Raw genomic sequence first — 19229 nt, forward strand, 5'->3', positions numbered from 1 at the left:
GAACGAAATCATCTGCGTTCGATACTGGCTTCCGGGCGGCGTTGCTCTTCAAGCGGAGAGACACTCATCGCGGTGGGACGCGAGGGTCGATGCGGGGGTACATCGGCCTTGACGTCTCGACCTTCGGGCACGCCGCCCGGAAACCTGCGGCCGCGGGAACGCGCGGCCGACCTGTCTGTCGTCAGCGCAACTGGCTGGCTTCGTCGCCCTCGGCCGAGGCGGACTGCTGTGCGGTGCCGCCGGGGAGTTTCACCTTCAGGTTCTCGGTCATGAACTGCGTACCGGCGGCGACCACGACGTCGCCCGGTTTCAATCCCTCCGCGACACGCACGCCGTCGGGGGCGAACTCGGCGACCTTGACCGAACGGGCATGCACGGTGTCGGCGCCACGATCGACCGTCCAGACGATCGACTGGCTGTCTTTCTCAGCGAGTGCACTGAGCGGGATGGACACGAGCTGCTTTTCGTTGGCCGCCGACGCCTCGATATTGGCGGTCATGCCGAGCAGCACGCGCGGGTCGTTGGGCAGGCTGACGCGGACGGCAAAGGTGCGCGACTGCGGATCGGCGCTACCGGCGACCTCACGGACCTTGCCGTCGAGCTTCAGCCCATCGTCCGACCAAAAGCCCGCCTTGACGTCCTTGCCCGGCTTGAACTCGGCGATCTCCATTTCCGGAACCGCGATCAGCACTTCCTTTTCACCGTCGACCGCGACGGTGACCACGGGCGTGCCCGAGCCGACCACCTGGCCGACATCGGCGTTTACCGCCGTGACGATGCCATCCCTGTCGGCCTTGAGGTCGGTATAGCCAACCTGGTTCCTGGCCTGGGCAAGCGTAGAGCGGGCGGAGTCGCGCGTGGCGACTGCCTGGTCATAGGTCAGTGTCGCCTGTTCGAGCTGCGATTTCGGCGCGAAGTTCTTGGCGAAAAGCTGTTCGGCGCGCTTGCGGGCGAGTTCGACCGTCTCGACCTGCCGTTCGGAGGCATCGAGTGCCGCCTGCGCGCTCTTGACCGACAGGTCATAGTCGGAGGGATCGATGCGGGCGAGCACGTCGCCAGGCGCCACGTGCTGGCCGATGTCGACGAGACGCTCAGTGATCTTGCCATTGACCCGGAAACCCAGCGTGCTCTCGGTGCGGGCGCGCACCGATCCGGAATAGGACAGCGTGCGGGTGTCATGCGCCTGGGCGATCTCGACGACCTTGACCGGACGGATGATGTCCTTCACCTCGGCTTTTTCCTGCGAGCAGCCGGCAAGCCCAAGCGATGCGACGATCAGGCCGGCAGCTGGCAGCATGCGAAGGATGGAACTGGGCAAAAACATTTCGGTACTCCCGACTGGAGACGGACTGTCGACACCGGCATCGGCTGGCGACGGCTATTTCAAGGCTCTGATGGCGTAATCGATGAGGTCGTCGGGCATTGCCCGATTGGTCTTGGCGAGGCACTGCGCCACCATCTGCGGGTGGCACAGGATGACGGTGGCGGCACCGAAGCAACGCGATGCGGTCACCGGGTCCTGCTTCCTGAACTCGCCGGCCTCGATGCCCTCGCCGATCACCTCGGCGAAAAGATCGTGAATGCTGTCGACATGCTTGTCGATGACGCCCCAGTCCCGCTCGAGCGCGACGATGACCATCTCGTGGACCTTCTGGTCGTCGAGCATGACCTCCATCGTCAGCTTGTATTGTGCATGCACATAACGACGCAGCCGCTCCTCGGCGCTGATCGGCAGGTGCATGATCTCGTAAGCCATCTTGTAGCTGGCGCCGAGCATCCGGCCACATACGGCTTGGTGGATTTCAACCTTGGACGCAAAGAAACGATAGATGTTGGCCGGTGACATGCCGAGTTCGCGGGCGATGTCGGCGACATTGGTCTTGCCGTAGCCATAGTGCCGGAACAGGCGCTCGGCGCAATCGAGTATGCGCGTTACATTTTCCTGTCGGGCGACGTCGGCGACGATGTTGGCGGCTTCGGACATAGCTCTCTGTCAAATAACGAGTGACGAATTTCGATTTTCATCACTCGTAAATCTAAACGAGCGAGGTGTCAACGCGGATTCGGTGTACGCGTACGATAGGTGACAATTGGTGACATCCAGTAGACGTCACAAGGCGCCCTCAGGATGCGGACCATTGAAAATATTCTCTCGAAGACCGCCGGGGGCTTCAGGCGACCTTGGCCATTTCCCGCAGCCGGAACTTCTGGATCTTGCCGGTCGAGGTCTTCGGTATCTCGGCAAAGATCACCGCTTTCGGCACTTTGAAGCGGGCGAGCAGCGTCCGGCAGTGCTCGATGATCTCGGCCTCGCTCGCCTCCTTGCCCGGCTTCAGTTCCACATAGGCGACAGGCACCTCGCCCCATTTGTCGTCATGGCGCGCCACGACGCCGCAGGAGGCGACGGCGGGATGCTTGTAGACCGCTTCCTCGACCTCGATCGAGGAAATGTTCTCGCCACCGGAGATGATGATGTCCTTGGAGCGGTCCTTGAGCTGGATATAGCCATCCGGGTGCATGACGCCGAGATCGCCCGAGTGGAACCAGCCGCCGGCGAAAGCCTCGTCAGTCGCCCTGCGGTTCTTCAGGTAACCCTTCATGACGATGTTGCCACGAAACATCACCTCGCCGATGGTCTCGCCGTCGGCGGGCGTCTCGGCCATGGTCTCGGGATCCATTACCGTAAGGCCTTCGAGCGCGGCATAGCGCACGCCCTGCCGTGCCTTCTTGCCCGCCCTCGCCCCTTTGTCGAGTGCGTCCCAGCCATTGTGCCATTCGTTGACGACAGCGGGCCCATAGGTCTCTGTCAGGCCGTAGAGGTGGGTGACGGCAAAGCCGGCATCGGCCATGCCCGACAGCACGGCTTCGGGCGGCGGGGCGGCCGCCGTGTTGAAGGTGACGGTTTGCGCAAATGCGCGCTTGTCCTCGTCCTTGGCGTTGATCAGCACCGACATGACCACCGGCGCCCCGCACAGATGGGTGACGCCATAATCGGCGATAGCGTCATAAATGGGCTTCGGTCGCACCCAGCGCAGGCAGACATGCGTGCCGGCCTGGACGGCGAGCGTCCAGGGAAAACACCAGCCATTGCAGTGGAACATCGGCAAGGTCCAGAGATAGACCGCGTGCTTGGCCATGCCGGCATGGATGGTGTTGGTGTAGGCCATCAGCGCAGCACCTCGGTGATGGTAGACGACGCCCTTGGGATTGCCTGTCGTGCCCGAAGTATAATTGAGCGAGATCGCATCCCATTCGTCGTCCGGCATCGACCAGGCGAACGCCTCGTCGCCATTGGCGACAAAGGCCTCATAGTCCACCGTGCCGACCCTCTCGCCTTTCGGATAGGGCGCGTCGGTGGCGTATTCGGGATCATCGTAGTCGATGACCAGCGGTTTGACCACGGCCAGATCGAGCGCTTCCCGCACCACGCCGGAAAACTCGCGATCGACGATCAGCACCTTGGTCTCGGCATGGTCGAGTTGGAAGGCGATGACGGCGGCGTCGAGACGCGTGTTGAGCGAGTGAAGCACCGCCTTGGTCATCGGCACGCCGAAATGCGCTTCCAGCATCGGCGGCGTGTTCGACAGCATGACCGTCACCGTGTCGCCCTTGCCGATGCCATGCTTGTGCAGGGCCGAGGCGACCTTCAACGAACGGCGCCAGAAATCGCGGTAGCTGATGCGCTGGCTGCCATGGATGATGGCGACATGGTCGGGATAGGTTCTTGCCGCGCGCTCCAGATAGGTGAGCGGCGTCAGCGGCTGGTGATTGGCCGCGTTCCTGTCGAGATCCTGTTCGTAGGGATTGGCCATCCCATTCTCCCCAAAGTCTTTTCGAGCTTTCTAACCTTACGCTCGTCGTCACGCTATCCCCCTGATGGGCCGAGAATGCTATCCTGCACCGACTTGCTAGAATGGGGATCTGTGCCGCGCCGGCAGGAAATCTCTTCCTGTTTATCCAAATTTGACTTTTGTCGAGAGCCGTGACTAATGTCAGCCAAGGAGGCGGCATGGCGATCCGACCGGCAGAACAGCTCATCCACAAGGCGGCCTGGCTTTACTATGCCCATGGGCTTCGCCAGGACGAAGTGGCCAATCAACTCAACATTTCGCGCGCCTCCGTCGCCATGTATCTGCGCAAGGCGCGCGAGACAGGCATCGTCAACATCTCGACCTCGACGCAGCTCTTCACGGACGACGTCATGGCGCGCAGGCTGGAAGACGCCCTGAAGCTCGACGCCGTCTGGATCGCGCCTGAGAACGCCTATCTCGCCGACCCCTCGACCGATATCGCGGTGCTGGCGGCAAGCGTTTTCCTGGAACTCGTCGGGAAAGGCGACCGCATCGGCGTCGCCTGGGGCCGCACCGTCTACACCATCGCCGACATCATGTCCTATGCCGACCTGCAGGACGTCACCGTGGTGCAGCTCTGCGGCAATCTCGGCGCACCCTATTCCTACCGGCCCGATCAATGCACTATGGAAATCGCGCGCCGGCTCAATGCCAAGGGCCTCAACTTCTACGCGCCCCTGGTGCTGTCGACCGAGGAACTGGCGCAAGGCCTGCGCGCCGAACCTGTGATCCGCGACCAGCTTGCCGGGATCAGCGACTGCGATCTTGCGCTCTACTCCATCGGCGCGGTCGATGCCGACAGCCATCTGGTGAAGTGCGGCGCGCTGACGGCAGCCGAGATGGCGGCGCTGCGCAGGGAAGGTGCCGCGGGTGTCATTGCCGGGCAGATCATCGATGCCCGTGGCGAGTTGCTTGACTGCAGCTACAACCGGCGGGTCATCTCGGCGGGGCTTGCTTCACTGCGCGTCATCGGTAAGCGGCTGATGGTCGTGCAGGAAGACAGCAAGTTCGAGCCGCTGCTCGCCGCGATCGCCGGCGGCCTCTGCACGCATCTGGTGGTCGGCGCGCATATGGCGCAGCGGCTGCTCGATCATGCCGGAACGTCAGCAGAAAAGGCGTCCTGAAAACCAATCCTTTGCCGACGCATTTGTCATCAAGGCGTCGCGGCATTCCTGTTCACCATCAAAGACAGCAACTGGACGAAGCGAACATGAAGAATCTGTGGAACGACGACGTGGCCGAACAACTCGTTGCCGACTATGCGAAGAAGGGCGTCGGCCGCGATCTGGCGTTGCGTGTCTACACGACGCGGCTTCTGGGCGGCGTGCCGCAACTGGTCCTGCATGGCGGCGGCAACACCTCCTGCAAGATCAAGGCGACCGATCTCGTCGGTGACGAATGGGACGTGCTGTGCGTCAAGGGCAGCGGCTGGGATATGGCGGTCATCGAGCCGCAGGGCCTGCCGGCGGTCAAGATGGGCGCCCTGCTCAAGGCGCGCAAGCTGGACAGGCTTTCCGACGAGGACATGGTCGCGTTGCAGCGGGCCAACCTGATCGACCCCGCCTCGCCCAACCCTTCGGTCGAGACCCTGCTGCATGCCTTCCTGCCGCACAAGTTCGTCGACCACACCCACTCGACCGCCATCCTGGCCATCGTCGACCAGGAAGACAGCAAGCCGCTGGTGGCAAAGGTGTTCGGAGCCAAAATGGGCTATGTGCCCTACATCATGCCGGGCTTCGATCTCGCCAAGGCAGCGGCCGACGTCTTCGACGCCGACCCGACGGTGGAAGGCCTGATCCTCGACAAGCACGGCATCTTCACTTTCGGCGACGATGCTAGGCAGGCCTATGACCGGATGATCCACTATGTGAACGTCGCCGAGGATCATGTGGCCGAGCATGCCAAACCGAAGACTGCGAAGATAGCGCTGCCGGCAAGGCTAGCGTCACCGGCGGCGATCGCGCCCATGCTGCGCGGCGCTGTAGCGGCGCCACGCGGCGAAGGCCGCTTCGACCGCATGATCTCTGACTTCCGCACCTCGGACGCGATTGTCGATTTCATCAATTCCGCAGAGATCGCCGACTATGCAGGACGCGGCGTGTCGACGCCGGATCTGTCGATCCGCATCAAGACCGGGCCGCTGGCCGTGCCGGCGCCCGACGCCGACAAGATCGGCGACTACAAGGCCGTAATCCAGAGCCATGTCGACGCTTTCGTCAAGGATTACCGCGCCTATTTCGAGACCAATGACGCGCTCGACGACGTCAAGCGCACCATGCTCGATCCGATGCCCCGGCTGACGCTGGTGCCGGGGCTCGGCATGTTCGGCCATGGCCGCACGCTGAAGGATGCCAGGATCGCCTCGGACGTTGGCGAGATGTGGATCGAGGCCGTGCGCGGCGCCGAGGCCGTCGGGCGTTTCCACCCGCTATCCAAGGCCGACCTGTTCCCGCTCGAATACTGGTCGCTGGAACAGGCCAAGCTCGCCTCCAACAAGCCGAAGCCGCTGACCGGCCAGGTGGTGCTGATCACCGGCGGCGCCGGTGCGATTGGTGCGGCGACCGCAAAACTGTTCGCCGACAATGGCGCTCATGCCGTCGTCGTCGATCTCGACGCCGAAAAGGCCGCCGATGCCGCCAGGAAAGCCGGCAACAATTCGATTGGCGTCGGCGCCGACATCACCGACCCGGACCAGATGCGTGCCGCCTTCGACAAGGCGGTCGCCGTCTTCGGCGGCGTCGACATATTGGTGTCCAATGCGGGTGCTGCCTGGGAAGGCCGCATCGGCGAGCTTGACGATACGCTGCTGCGCAAGAGCTTCGAGCTCAATTTCTTCGCTCACCAGTCGGCGGCGCAGAACGCCGTGCGCATCATGCTGGAACAAGGTACAGGTGGGGCGCTGTTGTTCAACACCTCCAAGCAGGCGGTCAATCCGGGTCCGAAATTCGGCGCCTATGGCGTGCCGAAAGCGGCGACGCTGTTCCTGTCAAGGCAATACGCGCTCGACTACGGCGCCCATGGCATCCGTTCCAACGCCGTCAACGCCGACCGCATCCGCTCCGGGCTTTTGACCGACGCCATGATCGCCAGCCGCTCGGGCGCACGCGGCGTGTCGGAGAAGGACTACATGTCCGGCAATCTGCTCGGCCAGGAAGTGACCGCGCAGGACGTGGCGCAGGCCTTCCTGCACCATGCCCTGGCCGACCGGACGACCGCCGATGTGACGACGGTCGACGGTGGCAACATCGCGGCGGCGCTGAGGTAGGCTTGCTGCCGAATGGTCGCAGCAATCTGCTTGCAAGAGTTGCGCACCGTAGCTACATTGTGGCTCAGCATGAAGGAGCCACGATATGGCAACGGATTCAGTGGTCCGCGCTCGCATCGACAGCGCAACGAAAGATCGGGCAACGGAGGCTTTGGCCGCCATGGGGTTGTCGGTCTCCGATGCCATTCGCCTGCTTCTGGTGCGCGTCGCTGCCGATAAGGAATTTCCCTTTCCAGTGAAAGTACCCAACGCGACCACCAGAAAGGCCATGGCCGAGTTGGAAAAAGGCAAGGGCAAGCGCCTTGCCTCGGCCGATGAGTTGTTCAAGGATTTGGGGATCTAGGCATGCCAGTTCCCAGTCGCTCCGGGCAATTTCGCCGGGATGTGAGGCGTATGGAAAAGCGTGGCAAGGACCTGGGCAAGTTGCGCGATCTGTTAGGCCTGCTCATCGCCGGACAAGAACTGCCTGCGGTGTACAAGGATCATCCTCTGAAAGGGGACTGGAAAGGCTTCGCGACGCGCATATCGAGCCGGACTGGCTCCTGATCTATCGCGTTGTCGACGACGAATTGCAGCTTGCCCGTACCGGTTCGCATTCCGACCTGTTCAACGAGTGAACCACATCGAAAAAGCCGCCCGCAGCGACTGCTACAGGGCGGCTTTCATTTCGTCTCGACTCCATAATCAGCAAGAGTCTGTGCCGAAGCTACTTCGCGTTCGGGTTCGGCATCCATGCCGGCATGGCGACGTCGGCATGGGCGAACTGCGGCAGCTTGGCCGACAGGTCCTCCATGTTCTTGATGTCCTTGTCGATCAGCTCCTTCTGGGTGATCAGCGTCGGCGGCACGATGACGTTGTGGCCGGGATCTTCGCCGGCGAGCAGTTGCGCCAGGGCGCGCACCGAGACCTGGCCGACGACTGCCGGGTTGGTCGCCGCGGTAGCCGCCCAGGCACTGTCGGGCTCGCGCATCGCCGCGATGTCGGATGTCGAAATGTCGGCGGAATAGATCTTGATCTTCTTGTTCAGGCCGGCTTCGTCGACGGCGATCTTCACGCCCTTGGCGAACTCGTCATAGGGCGCGAACATCACGTTGATGTCGGGGTGCGCCGACAGCACCGAGCGCGCCTGGTTGGCGACGGAGTTGGCGATCGGATTGTCGAGCGTGCCGAACATGGCGGCCTCCTTTATGCCTGCATATTTTTTCTTGACGTCGACCCAGGTCTCGTTGCGGCGGTCGAGCGGAGCGATGCCGGCGACATAGACATAGCCGGCGTTCCAGCTTTCGCCATTGTCCTTGACTGCCTGTTCGAGCGCCAGCCGTGCCAGATCTTTGTCCGACTGTTCGATTTGCGGGATCTTGGGGTTTTCGACATTGACGTCGAATGCCACCACCTTGATGCCGGCGTCGACGGCGCGCTGGGCGGCATCCTTCATCGATTCCGTCAGGCCGTGCTGGATGATGATGCCCTGCACGCCGAGCGCGATGGCCTGGTCGACCATGTCGGATTGAAGGGCGGCGTCCTGGCGGCTGTCGAGCACGCGCAGGTCGATACCGAGCGCCTTCGACTGCGCCTCGACGCCCGACAGATACGCCTGGAAGAAGTCGCCGGTCGAGAGATAGCGAACCAGTGCGATCTTGACGCCGGGTTTGTCGAACGGCGCCGGCTTGTCGGCGGCAAATGCCCCCTGCATCAGCATGGTTGCGCCGGCGAGCCCGAGCGCCACTTTCCCCAGAAGTCTTCTAGTGATGTTCACCTTGTTTTCCTCCACTTTTGTTGAACCCAAAATCCTATCCGGCCGAATGCTAGTTCCTGCCCCTGCCCGAAAGGGCAAAGGTGAAGACAAGGGCGACGACCAGAACCACGCCCTTGACGAAATCCTGCGTGTAGTAAGGCGCGTTCATCATTGTCAGGCCTTGCAGCAAGATGCCGACGAACAGCGCGCCGATGGCGGTGCCAAAGGCGTTCGGCTTGGCGGCGCCGAGCACCGCGTAGCCGATCAGCGCCGCGGCAACCGCATCGAGCAGCAGATTATTACCCGAGGCGATGTCGCCGCGTCCAAGCCGGGCCGCGAGCAAAATGCCGCCGATCGAGGCAAAAACGCCTGAAATAACGTAGGCCCAGATCTTGTATGCCTTGACAGGCGCGCCAGCGAGTTCGGCGGCGCGCTCATTGCTGCCGACCGCATACATCATGCGGCCGAAGCGGGTGTATTCGAGGAAGAACCAGATCAGCACGGCCAGCGCCAGAAGCACGACGACCGAGACCGGGATGAGGTTTGGGATGAAGAAGTCGAAGCGGTGGCGGCCGAGCGCCAGGAAGGCATCGGAGAACTTGCCGCTGGCGACCGAGCCATCGGGCATGGTCATGCCGGTGGCGATCGAGCGGCCTTCCGTGGGGATGCGCTGCAGGCCGACCAGCAGGAACATCATCCCGAGCGTCGCCAGCAGATCGGGTACACGCATGTAGACGATCAGCCAGCCATTGATCAGGCCGACAATGGCGCCAATCAACAGGCAGACGATGACCGCCACGAACGCGTTTTGCTCCAGCACCACCATCACATAGGCCGCAGCCATCATGGCAGAGGTTGCGACCGAACCGATCGACAGGTCGAAGCCGCCGACGACAAGCGTGGCGGTAACGCCGAGCGCCAGCACACCGGTGATGGCGACAGACTGGAAGATGAAGACGGCACTTTGCGGCGAAACGAACCCGTCGGCGGCGATCGCGAAATAGGCGACCAATCCGAACAGCAGCACGATGAACCCATAGCGGATGGCGTAGTCGCGCAGCGTCATTCGGCGCACCCCGGCGCCGCTGCCCCATTTACCCAACTCGCAGCCATGGTCTCTCCATTCCAATTCCATCGGCCGCCACGCTCAGGCAGCGCTGTGCAGCGGTCCACCGGCAACCTCGGCCAGCAGGCGGTCGAGGTCGACATCGGCATTGCGGTGTTCGCCGACGATCGTGTGCTCCGACATCACCAGGATGCGGTCGGCCGTCTCCAGCGCTTCATCGAGTTCGGTGACGAACAGAAGCGTGGCGCGGCCATTGGCGCTGGCCCTCAGCTTGGCGGCAATATCGCGCCGGGCGGAAATGTCGACGCCCTGGAACGGCTCGTCGAGGATGAACAGCGCGGCATTCTGCGCCATCCAGCGGGCGACCATCACCTTCTGCTGGTTGCCGCCCGACAGCGCCGACATCTCGTCCTTCTCGGAGCGGCAGACGATGCCCAGTTGCTCGATCTGCCTGCGCGCGGTGGCGCGTTCGAGGCGGCGCCTGAGCACGCTCAGACCGGACATGCGCTTCAGAAACGGCAGGCTGACATTGCGTTCGATGTTGAAGCCGTCGACGATGCCGCTGGTCGCACGATCCTTGGCGACGAGGAACACGCCGGCGGCGATCGCGTCGCCCGCCGAGCGCGGCGCGTAAGGCTTGCCGTTCATCGTCATGGTGCCGTCGAGCGGCCGGCGCACACCGAACAGCGTCTCGGCAAGAGCGGTCTTGCCGACGCCGACGAGGCCGGTGATGGCGACGACCTCGCCATCGCCGAGTGTCAGCGACATCGGCTTGGCGCCCTGCGCGATGCGCAGGCCTTCGACGCTCAGGACCGCCCTGGCGGAACTCCTGGCCACGATCCGGTCGAGATGGATCTTGCGGCCGAGCATGGCGTTGACCGCACCTTCATAATCGAGCGGCTTGGCATCGAAGGCGCCCGATACGACACCGTCGCGCATCGAGACGATGCGATCCGCGAGCCGCCTGATGTCCGACATGCGGTGCGAGATATAGAGGATCGCCACGCCCTGCTCGCGCAGACGGTCGACCAGCGCGAACAGCCTGTCGGCCTCGGCACTGGAGAGCGACGAGGTCGGCTCATCGAGGATCAGCACTTTCGGCTGGTGCGCCAGCGCCCGGGCAATCGCCACCATCTGGCGGTCGGCCAGCGAAAGATCGCTGACGCGCGCCTTCAAATCGATGGCCAGCCCCATGCGGTCGGCGACCGCCTTGGCCTCACGGCGCACGCGAGCGGGATTGAACAGGGTCGGCACGCCCCGACCGCTCAGCCGGTCGAGCGTAAGATTGGTGGCGACATCGAGATCGGCGACCACGCCGTCATTGATGTTCTGGTGCACGGTGACGACACCCGCGCGGATCGCTTCCGCCGGCGTGTTCGGCGCGAACTCCGCACCGGCGAGGGTCATCGAGCCGCCGCCACGCTCGTAGACGCCGCTGATGATCTTGACGAGGGTGGATTTGCCGGCGCCGTTGGCGCCCATCAGCACGGTTACTTCACCGGCATGGAGGTCCAGCGCGATGCCGCCAAGCACCTCGTTGCGGCCAAAGGATTTCCTCAGTCCCTCTACGCGGAACACGACATTGCCGACCATGCGTTCCTCCCTAGTCATGACGCTATGGTCAACGTCGGCAATTGTCAACACGATTGACAATTGCCAGACAGCTTCCTAGCTTGGCCCCGCCGCTTGGGCTCCTTATGATCGGAGCACATAGGCGGGAGGGAACAAGGATGACTGGGAACTTGCCGTTCGAAGCATTGTCGGTGGAGACGCTCGCAACCCGTCTCGGCACGAACGAAGCGCTGTGCGCGAAGATCGGCAAGGATGCGAGCGCCTGGAAAGTTCGCGAGGTTGGCGACGGCAATCTGAACCTGGTGTTCATCGTCGAAGGCGCCAGTGGCGGCGCCATCGTCAAGCAGGCCCTGCCCTATGTCCGCCTCGTCGGCGACAGCTGGCCGCTGCCGCTAAAACGCTCCTTCTTCGAATACCACGCGCTGACCCGGCAAGAGGCGCGCGCGCCGGGCTCGGTGCCGGCGATCTACTACTTCGACGAGGTCCAGGCGCTGATCATCATGGAATATCTGGCACCGCCCCACATCATTCTCAGGCGCGCCCTGATCGATGGGCGCCAGCTGCCGAACATTGCCAGGGATATCGGCCTGTTCATGGCCCGCACGCTGTTTCGCGGTTCCGACCTGTCGATGGTGACCAAGGAGCGCAAGGCGGATTTGGCGCTGTTCGCCGACAATGTCGAGCTTTGCGACATCACCGAGAACCTGGTGTTTTCCGACCCCTATTTCGACGCCAAGATGAACCGCCACACCAGTCCGCAGCTCGATAGGCTGGTGGCGGAACTGCGGGCCGACCGCGACCTCAAGGTGGAGGCGCAACGGCTGAAGCATATGTTCGCCGCCAATGCCGAGACGCTTTTGCATGGCGACCTGCATTCCGGCTCGATCATGATCACCGACCAGGAAACGCGGATGATCGATCCGGAGTTCGCCTTCTACGGCCCGATGGCCTTCGACGTCGGCATGCTGCTCGCCAATTTCTGGATGTCCTTCTTCTCGCAGCGCGGGCATGAGCAGAACGGCAGGCGCGACGCCATGCGTGCCTATCTGCTCGGCGTCACGGCCGAGACCTGGGCCGTGTTCCGCGCCGAGTTCTCGCTGTTATGGCGCACCGAGCGCACCGGCATGCTTTATCAAAAAAGCCTGTTCGAGGATCAGGGCGACCGGCTGGGCGCCGAGCAGGCACTCGATAATGTCCTGCATCAGATCTGGGACGATCTGCTCGGCTTTGCCGGCATCGAGGTTCACAGGCGCATCCTTGGCCTCGCCCACAATGCAGACTTCGAGACCATTGCCGATGAAGATCTGCGCGCCAGTTGTGAGGCGAAGGCACTGAAATTCGGCCGCCACATCGCCGTCAACCGGCGCCAGATCCACAGCATCGACGAGGTCAACAATCTGGCCGCGCTGATCGAACAGGAGAACAGCATTTGAACGTCGGTGACCGCCACTTTCGGACCATCTGGCTGAGCGACGACGGCCGCTCGGTGGAGATCATCGACCAGCGCTGGCTGCCGCATGAGTTCCGTATCGAGAAGCTCGTCACGGTCGCCGGCATCGCCACCGCGATCCGCGACATGTGGGTGCGTGGCGCACCGTTGATCGGGGTCACCGCGGCCTATGGCGTCGCCATGCAGATGACGGATGATGCATCCGACGAAGCGCTCGACACTGTGTGGGAGATACTGCACGATACCAGGCCGACGGCGATCAACCTGCGCTGGGCGCTCGACGAGATGCGCCGTTTCCTGCGGCCGTTGCCGCTTGGTGAACGCGCTGCGGCCGCCTACCGGCGTGCCAATGAGATCGCCGACGAGGATGTCGGGCTCAACCGCGCCATCGGCGAGAACGGTCTCGCCATCATCAAGGATATCGCGGCGCGCAAGCAGCCGGGCGAGACGGTCAATATCCTCACCCACTGCAATGCCGGCTGGCTGGCGACGGTCGACTACGGGACAGCCACTTCACCGATCTACCTCGCTGTCGAAGCCGGCATTCCGGTCCATGTCTATGTCGATGAAACACGCCCACGCAACCAGGGCGCCCAACTCACCGCCTGGGAGATGGCTGGCCACGGCGTGCCGCACACGCTGATCGTCGACAATGCCGGCGGCCATCTGATGCAGCGCGGCGCAATCGACATGGTCATCGTCGGCACCGACCGCACCACCGCCGACGGCGACGTCTGCAACAAGATCGGCACCTATCTGAAGGCGCTCGCCGCCGCGGACAACGACGTGCCGTTCTACGTTGCGCTGCCTTCGCCGACCATCGACTGGACGGTGGGCGACGGACTTGCCGAAATCCCGATCGAGGAGCGCTCCGGCGACGAGGTTTCGCTGGTGTGGGGCAAGACAGCGAGCGGCGAGATCGCCCAGGTTCGCGTCTCGCCCGAAGCAACGCCTGCGGCAAACCCCGCCTTCGACGTGACGCCGGCGCGGCTGGTCACCGGGCTGATCACCGAGCGCGGCATCGCCAAAGCGTCGCGCGAGGGGCTGAAGGCGATGTTCCCCGAGCGGGGATAGGCGGGCCGCGCTCAGAACTCGGCATTGTCCAGTGCGTTCACAAATTCCAGCGAGCGCCGCAAGGCGCCGCGAATGGTGCCGATATCCACCGGCGTGCTTCGCCGCTGGGGATCATTGCGCTGCGGGCGCTGCAGCCGCAACGGCAGTTCGATGCTGACTGGCAGCGTGGCGGGCAGCACGGCCCAGTAGGATGCATAGTCGACAGAGCCGTCGCCGATGGCGCAGAAGGCCCATCCCTCGCCGGTGCTGACGACATCCTTCAGATGAGCATGTCCAACCGTATCGATGGCATCGGCGATATCTTGCGCCGGCTGCATCGTCTCGCCGCTGTAAGTGAAGATGTTGCCGGCATCGTGGTTCAGGCGGACGTACGGCGATCCGATGTCGCGGACGAAGCTTGCCCCCGATCGCGCGCTGCCGAGCAGATCGCCACTGCCATGTCCGGGGTTTTCGAGCGCCAGAACCATGCCGGCCTCCTCCAGCCTCGGCAGGAGAGCGTCGATCGTCGCGCGGATCGCCGCGCTGTTTCTCGCCGGGCCGGCATTGGTGATCAGGAACGACGCGCCGAGACCGGCGGCAAAGCCGATGCGCCGGGACAAGGCGTCGGCGGCATCGGCCCCCGACAGGTCGAGATGAGCCGACACGGCGTTGATGCCCAGCCCGGCATGTTCCGCTGCCCGGCGCAGCTTCGCGGCGTGCGCAGCCGCAAACAGACCCTCGTCGAAATCGACATAGCCGCTGATAAAGGCCGGCTCGACATGGGCGGCACCCACAGCGGCAATCTCCTCGACGGCCAATTCCATGGAATAGCCGTCGAAGAGAGCGGTCGATACCGACATGATCCGCGAAGGCAGGGCTCAGGCTCCCTTGCCGTAGACGATCAATTCCGAGGCTTCCTTCACCTTGGCCGGCGACAGTGCCTCGCGCCAGTCGTCACGGACCACGACGCCCTTGGCGAAGCGCATCAGGCGCAGTGCGGCGTCGGACGGCACTTTCGGCGAGAAACCGAACCACATGGCGATCTCGACATTCAGATGACCGATCAGGAAGTCGAGCGCGGCTTGCCTTGGAATGCCATATTTGCGCTCGCACTCCTCGACGGCCTCGACCATCGTGTCGACGAAGGGCATGGCGACCATTTCGGACAGGCCGGGCTCCAGGATCGCCAGCTGTTCGACCGTCACCCGGTGGCTGTCGATGATCGGCGACCACATCGCCTTGCACACCTCCTCGCCAAGCGCGTAGTCCTCTTCAGGTCCCTGCATCAGGGCGCAGACGATCGACTGCCTGGCGATGCCGCCATGATAGTCGCGACGCGCGGCCCACTCCGTCTCGTCGCCGAACAGCGGCGGATGGCACGGATGGCCGACGAAATAGGTGAGATCTGGCCTGTCCTTCGGCAGGTCGCCGGCATAGGGTGCGGCCGCATCCAGAACGAGGATCATGGTGCCCTTGGCAAGCATCGGCGAGATTTGCCGCGTCACCTGGCCGATGATGTTGTCCGGCAGAGCCATCACCACGACCTTGGCGCCGGGAATGCCTTCCTCCATGGCGACGGCGGCGATATCGGCTTCTCCCAACCGCTTGCGGCCGGCCTCGCCGATCTCCACGGCGCGGACATCGTAGCCTGCTTCGATCAGCTTGCGCGTCACGCGGAAGCCCATCTTCCCTCCGGCTCCAAGCACCGCCACGGATGTCATCATTTGCTTCTCTCCCATTTCCTCTTGATGGCGCGCCGATGGCGCAGATTCAGCCGAACGCTTGCAGCGCGGCCTCGAGCTCCGGATGCGTGGCGGCGTAGTCGCGCGCGGGAATGCCTGCCGCCGCGGCTTCGAAAGCATCGTGCAGGCTTTGAACGCCGGCGGCCGGACCGCCGGGATGCGCCATGATCCCGCCGCCGCAGCAATAGATGAAATCGTTCGTGCCGAGCCTTCCATAGGTCTCGCCCGCCTGCACCGCGGTCTGTCCGGACGAAAACACCGGCATCACCGTATCTGGCCGGTCGGCCCGGCCGAACATCGGAGTGAGGCAGGCGTGGGCGGATGCCATCACCGAATCGTCGGGCTCGCAGAACTTGTTGGACAGCCCGTTGACGTGCATGTGGTCGATGCCGGCCAGGCGCCAGAATTTCTGGTAGGCGAGATAGCTCATGCCGACATCAGGAGAACGGCTGAAGAGACCCCAGCCCGCCCGATGGCCGTGCAGTGCGACGGCGGAATGCCGGCGCATCTTGACGACACCCGACAGGCCGACGGAATTGAGGACAAGCATGGCGCAGGTGCCGCCACGGCGCTCGATCAGGTCAAGCTGGCGGCGCATGGCGTCGATGTCGCCGGAAATGTTGGCCGCGTACATGACCTTGCGCCCGGTCCTGTCGGCGTGCCGGTCGATGACAGCCATGACCGCCTCGAACCGCTGTTCGAACGGCGAATGCGGGGGATCTCCCATCAGTTCGTCGTCCTTGATGAAGTCGAGGCCGGCTGAGATCAGCGTATCGGCCAGGGTCGCGGTCTCCCGCGGCGTAAGGCCGACGCTCGGTTTGACGATGGTGCCGATCAGCGGCCGTCCCGTGACGCCGGTCAGACGACGCGTGCCTTCGACAGCGAAAGCCGGCCCCGGATAGGCATCAGCGAAGACATCGGGAAAGCTGACGTCGAGCAGACGCATGGCCGAGAAATGATGCAGCTCGAACAGATTGCCGAGCACCGTCGACCAGACCGAAGCCAGCACGGTGCCCATGTTCTCGATGTTCCAGGAAAGACCCACTTTGGCCCGGCGCGGCCTGACGGCCGCCGCATCTCCGGGCGCGCGCGAAAACGGCAACGCCTCGCCATCGACCTCGCCAAGATCCTCGATGAATTCGACGCGCGCGCCAAATCTGAGCAGCAGTTCTGGCGTCTCCCCAGGGATCGGACGGAATGTCCCGCTCGATTGCTCACCCGCCATCGCGGCCGCGGCGACCTCCATGGGATAGCGGGTTTCGATCAGGTAGGTGGCGTTAAGACGACCGGTCAATGCAGGCTTCCCGGCTGGAATGAACTTCATAACGGGAGCGATAGCATCAAAAGGACATCATGTCATCACATGAGTTTTCCCGGTCAAAAAATTTGCAACTGTCAGTCCCCGCCGTTGTTGCCCGCCAGTTTCGAATAGAGTTCGTTGGCGCGGCCTATATGGTCCGCCATGGCGGCGCTGGCGCCTTCGGCGTCGCCGCTGGCGATCGCCTTGTAGATGCGTTCGTGTTCCTCGACCGTCAGACGCTCGGCGCCTTTCACGGCCACGAGATCGCGCTTGAAGCGCGACAGCCATTCGAGCATGCCCTTGGCCACGGCCGCGATCATCGAATTGCCGCTCATTTCCGCTATGACGGCGTGGAATTCCATGTCGGCGGTTACGAACCGAGCCTGGTCGCCCTTCGCCTCGCGCAGATGGCGCAAGGTCCCGGCAAGCCGTTCCAGGCTCTTGGCCGTGGCGCGTCGCGTGGCGATCCGAACCAGGCCCGTTTCCAGCAAGAGCCTGACTTCTTTGAGTTCTTCGAGGCCGCGCGAATTCGTCGCCAGCATCATGACCATTGCCGCGGAGACCTGATCGACGATCACCTCCGGCGTCGGGTTGATGACGCGCGCCCGTTCGCCGTGCGATATCCGGATGAGCCCCATCTGCTGCAGCGTCAGCATCGCTTCCCGGATCGACGGCCGCCCGACGCCGATCATCGTCATCAGTTCCTTTTCCGACGGCAATTGGGAACCGGGCGGAAATTCGGATGTCGAGATCGCCGCCATCAGCCGATCGAGCACCTCGACATACAACTTCTTCTTCTGGACCGGTTCCATCCGCATCTCTCCTGATCGTTTCCCGGGGGCAATCGATCCCGAGTCGCACCAACAGGCAAGGTCCCCGCTAATAATTGACATTACATATATGATGACCTAGCGTCCAGTGTGGCCAGTCTCAACGCGGCGCGTGACGGCAAACATAGTGTCGGCACGGCCCGACTGGCCAGGGATGAGACGGAGAACCCGGCGGGCGCGTTGCTCCCGTGGACGCGGTCAAATGAGGTTCCGAGTGGCTTGCCTATTTGGTATGCTGGTATAACATGTAGCTGGTATGGTGTCCTTCGGAAGAGACACCTTTACGGAGTGACAGACGAGCCGATCAGGTCGGCCGATTTTTGGGAGGAGAGATCATGAAGTTTTCAATTGTGGCGGCGCTTGCCGGCGCCGCGCTGGCCAGTGCTTCTGTTTTGCCGGCGATCGCATCGTCGGACAAACCGGTGATCGCGCTCGCCAACGCCTATTACGGCAACACCTGGCGCCACCAGATGGTGGAGGCGTTCGAGGCCTCGGCCAAGGAAGCCAAGGCGGGTGGCCAGATCGCCGATTACATCATCATGAACGGTGACGGCTCGGTGGCGCAGCAGAACAGCCAGATCGCCGAGCTGATCCTCAAGAAGGTCGATGTGCTCGCCGTCGACGCCGCCTCGGAGACCGCGGTCAACGGCATCATCGAAAAGGCCTGCAAGGCCGGCATCATCGTCGTTTCCTTCGATTCGGTTGCTTCGGCGCCCTGCAACTACCAGCTCAACTTCGACTTCAAGGGCTACAAGGCGGCCCAGGCCGAAGCCGTCTTCAAGATGATCGGCGGCAAGGGCAACGTCATCCAGGTGCGCGGCGTGAAGGGCTCTGCGCCCGACAACGACATGTTCAATGCGCAGCAGTCGGTGCTGGCGAAATATCCCGACATCAAGGTTGTCGCCACCGTTTACGGCCAGGCGACCGCCTCGGTCGCGCAGGCGGCGATCGCCAACGTCCTGCCCTCGCTGCCACATGTCGACGCCGTGCTCGGCCAGGGCGGCAGCGATGATGTCGGCATCGCCCAGGCCTTCGTCCAGTTTGGCGGCGATTATGCCGGCAAGATGCCGATCATCGAAGGCGGCGGCGGCACCGACTTCGTCAAATGGTGGGCCGAAGAGAATGCCAAGAATGGCTACCAGACCGTCTCGATGAACACCACGCCGGGCATTGGCGGCGCCGCGTTCTGGCTCGGCCTTTCGCTGCTCAAGGGCGGCAAGGCACCGAAGCTGATGATCATGCCGGTGGCGACGGTCGATGCCAGCAATCTCAAGGAGTATGCGAAGCTGCCGGGCGGCCAGATCATCAGCCCTACCTATTCGCTCGACTGGGTCAAGCAGAACCTGCTCAGCAAGTAGGGCTGCC

Annotated in this window: 16 protein-coding genes and 1 pseudogene; 7 read left to right on the plus strand and 10 right to left on the minus strand. The window is 63.2% G+C overall.

The features are described 5' to 3' along the window. Positions 1-181: 181 nt before the first annotated feature. The 3 genes from LB557_RS10295 to LB557_RS10305 form a co-directional block, all read right to left on the minus strand. Entirely contained in the window at positions 182-1324 is a 1143-nt protein-coding gene (locus LB557_RS10295) for an efflux RND transporter periplasmic adaptor subunit (protein ID WP_224640892.1), read from the minus strand. Positions 1325-1378: 54 nt separating this feature from the next. Then, on the minus strand, positions 1379-1984 hold the full coding sequence (locus tag LB557_RS10300) for a TetR family transcriptional regulator (protein WP_015318925.1): 606 nt from the start codon (positions 1982-1984) through the stop codon (positions 1379-1381). Positions 1985-2171: 187 nt separating this feature from the next. Further along, the gene (locus tag LB557_RS10305; RefSeq protein ID WP_224640894.1) at positions 2172-3812 is read right to left on the minus strand and encodes an acyl-CoA synthetase; all 1641 of its coding nucleotides are present in this window, start codon (positions 3810-3812) and stop codon (positions 2172-2174) included. Between the two features lie 197 nt (positions 3813-4009). Here LB557_RS10305 and LB557_RS10310 point away from each other — a divergent pair, with 197 nt between their 5' ends. From LB557_RS10310 to LB557_RS10325, 4 genes and pseudogenes are all read left to right on the plus strand, one after another. Further along, on the plus strand, positions 4010-4975 hold the full coding sequence (locus LB557_RS10310) for a sugar-binding transcriptional regulator (protein ID WP_140715138.1): 966 nt from the start codon (positions 4010-4012) through the stop codon (positions 4973-4975). A gap of 86 nt (positions 4976-5061) precedes the next feature. Further along, a complete protein-coding gene (locus LB557_RS10315; protein ID WP_224640896.1) occupies positions 5062-7116 on the plus strand; it encodes a bifunctional aldolase/short-chain dehydrogenase in 2055 nt (684 codons plus the stop codon). 85 nt (positions 7117-7201) lie between these two features. Continuing rightward, the gene (locus tag LB557_RS10320) at positions 7202-7459 is read left to right on the plus strand and encodes a type II toxin-antitoxin system RelB/DinJ family antitoxin (RefSeq protein WP_140661483.1); all 258 of its coding nucleotides are present in this window, start codon (positions 7202-7204) and stop codon (positions 7457-7459) included. Positions 7460-7461: 2 nt separating this feature from the next. Then, positions 7462-7733: pseudogene (locus LB557_RS10325) on the plus strand (type II toxin-antitoxin system YafQ family toxin). Positions 7734-7822: 89 nt separating this feature from the next. Here the strand turns inward: LB557_RS10325 and LB557_RS10330 are convergent. From LB557_RS10330 to LB557_RS10340, 3 genes are all read right to left on the minus strand, one after another. Next, the gene (locus tag LB557_RS10330) at positions 7823-8872 is read right to left on the minus strand and encodes a substrate-binding domain-containing protein (protein ID WP_140661484.1); all 1050 of its coding nucleotides are present in this window, start codon (positions 8870-8872) and stop codon (positions 7823-7825) included. Positions 8873-8921: 49 nt separating this feature from the next. After that, positions 8922-9917, minus strand: a complete 996-nt coding sequence (locus LB557_RS10335; RefSeq protein ID WP_140715142.1) for an ABC transporter permease — start codon at positions 9915-9917, stop codon at positions 8922-8924. An 81-nt stretch (positions 9918-9998) separates the two neighbouring features. Further along, entirely contained in the window at positions 9999-11510 is a 1512-nt protein-coding gene (locus tag LB557_RS10340; RefSeq protein WP_224640899.1) for a sugar ABC transporter ATP-binding protein, read from the minus strand. 137 nt (positions 11511-11647) lie between these two features. Between LB557_RS10340 and mtnK the strand changes: the two genes are divergently transcribed. Then, positions 11648-12922 carry an S-methyl-5-thioribose kinase gene (gene mtnK / locus LB557_RS10345; RefSeq protein ID WP_224640901.1) on the plus strand — a complete coding sequence of 425 codons (1275 nt, stop codon included), beginning with the start codon at positions 11648-11650 and terminating at the stop codon, positions 12920-12922. After that, positions 12919-14013 (plus strand): S-methyl-5-thioribose-1-phosphate isomerase, encoded by a 1095-nt coding sequence (gene mtnA, locus LB557_RS10350; RefSeq protein ID WP_140617387.1) that lies wholly within the window; start codon positions 12919-12921, stop codon positions 14011-14013. Before mtnK ends, mtnA begins: the two co-directional genes overlap by 4 nt. Positions 14014-14024: 11 nt before the next feature. Here the strand turns inward: mtnA and LB557_RS10355 are convergent, their stop codons facing one another. From LB557_RS10355 to nanR, 4 genes are all read right to left on the minus strand, one after another. Continuing rightward, positions 14025-14852 (minus strand): sugar phosphate isomerase/epimerase family protein, encoded by an 828-nt coding sequence (locus tag LB557_RS10355; RefSeq protein ID WP_015318935.1) that lies wholly within the window; start codon positions 14850-14852, stop codon positions 14025-14027. Between the two features lie 18 nt (positions 14853-14870). Next, positions 14871-15713: a phosphogluconate dehydrogenase C-terminal domain-containing protein gene (locus LB557_RS10360; protein WP_281406177.1), complete on the minus strand. Its 843-nt coding sequence runs from the start codon at positions 15711-15713 to the stop codon at positions 14871-14873. Between the two features lie 49 nt (positions 15714-15762). Next, on the minus strand, positions 15763-17058 hold the full coding sequence (locus tag LB557_RS10365) for a ribulose-bisphosphate carboxylase large subunit family protein (protein ID WP_140715146.1): 1296 nt from the start codon (positions 17056-17058) through the stop codon (positions 15763-15765). A gap of 71 nt (positions 17059-17129) precedes the next feature. Beyond that, positions 17130-17846 (minus strand): transcriptional regulator NanR, encoded by a 717-nt coding sequence (nanR, locus tag LB557_RS10370; protein WP_140715148.1) that lies wholly within the window; start codon positions 17844-17846, stop codon positions 17130-17132. A gap of 353 nt (positions 17847-18199) precedes the next feature. Here nanR and LB557_RS10375 point away from each other — a divergent pair, with 353 nt between their 5' ends. Further along, entirely contained in the window at positions 18200-19222 is a 1023-nt protein-coding gene (locus LB557_RS10375) for an ABC transporter substrate-binding protein (protein ID WP_015318939.1), read from the plus strand. The last annotated feature ends 7 nt before the right edge of the window (positions 19223-19229 follow it).

The organism is Mesorhizobium sp. BR115XR7A, from assembly GCF_020165315.1.
Lineage (GTDB): Bacteria > Pseudomonadota > Alphaproteobacteria > Rhizobiales > Rhizobiaceae > Mesorhizobium > Mesorhizobium australicum.

Coding starts and splice junctions, on each gene's coding strand:
- LB557_RS10315 (WP_224640896.1), top strand. CDS start 5,062: ATGAAGAATCTGTGGAACGACGACGTGGCCGAACAACTCGTTGCCGAC.
- LB557_RS10355 (WP_015318935.1), bottom strand. CDS start 14,852: ATGTCGGTATCGACCGCTCTCTTCGACGGCTATTCCATGGAATTGGCC.
- LB557_RS10365 (WP_140715146.1), bottom strand. CDS start 17,058: ATGAAGTTCATTCCAGCCGGGAAGCCTGCATTGACCGGTCGTCTTAAC.
- LB557_RS10375 (WP_015318939.1), top strand. CDS start 18,200: ATGAAGTTTTCAATTGTGGCGGCGCTTGCCGGCGCCGCGCTGGCCAGT.
- LB557_RS10340 (WP_224640899.1), bottom strand. CDS start 11,510: ATGGTCGGCAATGTCGTGTTCCGCGTAGAGGGACTGAGGAAATCCTTT.
- LB557_RS10310 (WP_140715138.1), top strand. CDS start 4,010: ATGGCGATCCGACCGGCAGAACAGCTCATCCACAAGGCGGCCTGGCTT.
- LB557_RS10295 (WP_224640892.1), bottom strand. CDS start 1,324: ATGTTTTTGCCCAGTTCCATCCTTCGCATGCTGCCAGCTGCCGGCCTG.
- mtnK (WP_224640901.1), top strand. CDS start 11,648: ATGACTGGGAACTTGCCGTTCGAAGCATTGTCGGTGGAGACGCTCGCA.
- LB557_RS10335 (WP_140715142.1), bottom strand. CDS start 9,917: ATGACGCTGCGCGACTACGCCATCCGCTATGGGTTCATCGTGCTGCTG.
- LB557_RS10305 (WP_224640894.1), bottom strand. CDS start 3,812: ATGGCCAATCCCTACGAACAGGATCTCGACAGGAACGCGGCCAATCAC.
- LB557_RS10300 (WP_015318925.1), bottom strand. CDS start 1,984: ATGTCCGAAGCCGCCAACATCGTCGCCGACGTCGCCCGACAGGAAAAT.
- LB557_RS10360 (WP_281406177.1), bottom strand. CDS start 15,713: ATGACATCCGTGGCGGTGCTTGGAGCCGGAGGGAAGATGGGCTTCCGC.
- LB557_RS10320 (WP_140661483.1), top strand. CDS start 7,202: ATGGCAACGGATTCAGTGGTCCGCGCTCGCATCGACAGCGCAACGAAA.
- nanR (WP_140715148.1), bottom strand. CDS start 17,846: ATGGAACCGGTCCAGAAGAAGAAGTTGTATGTCGAGGTGCTCGATCGG.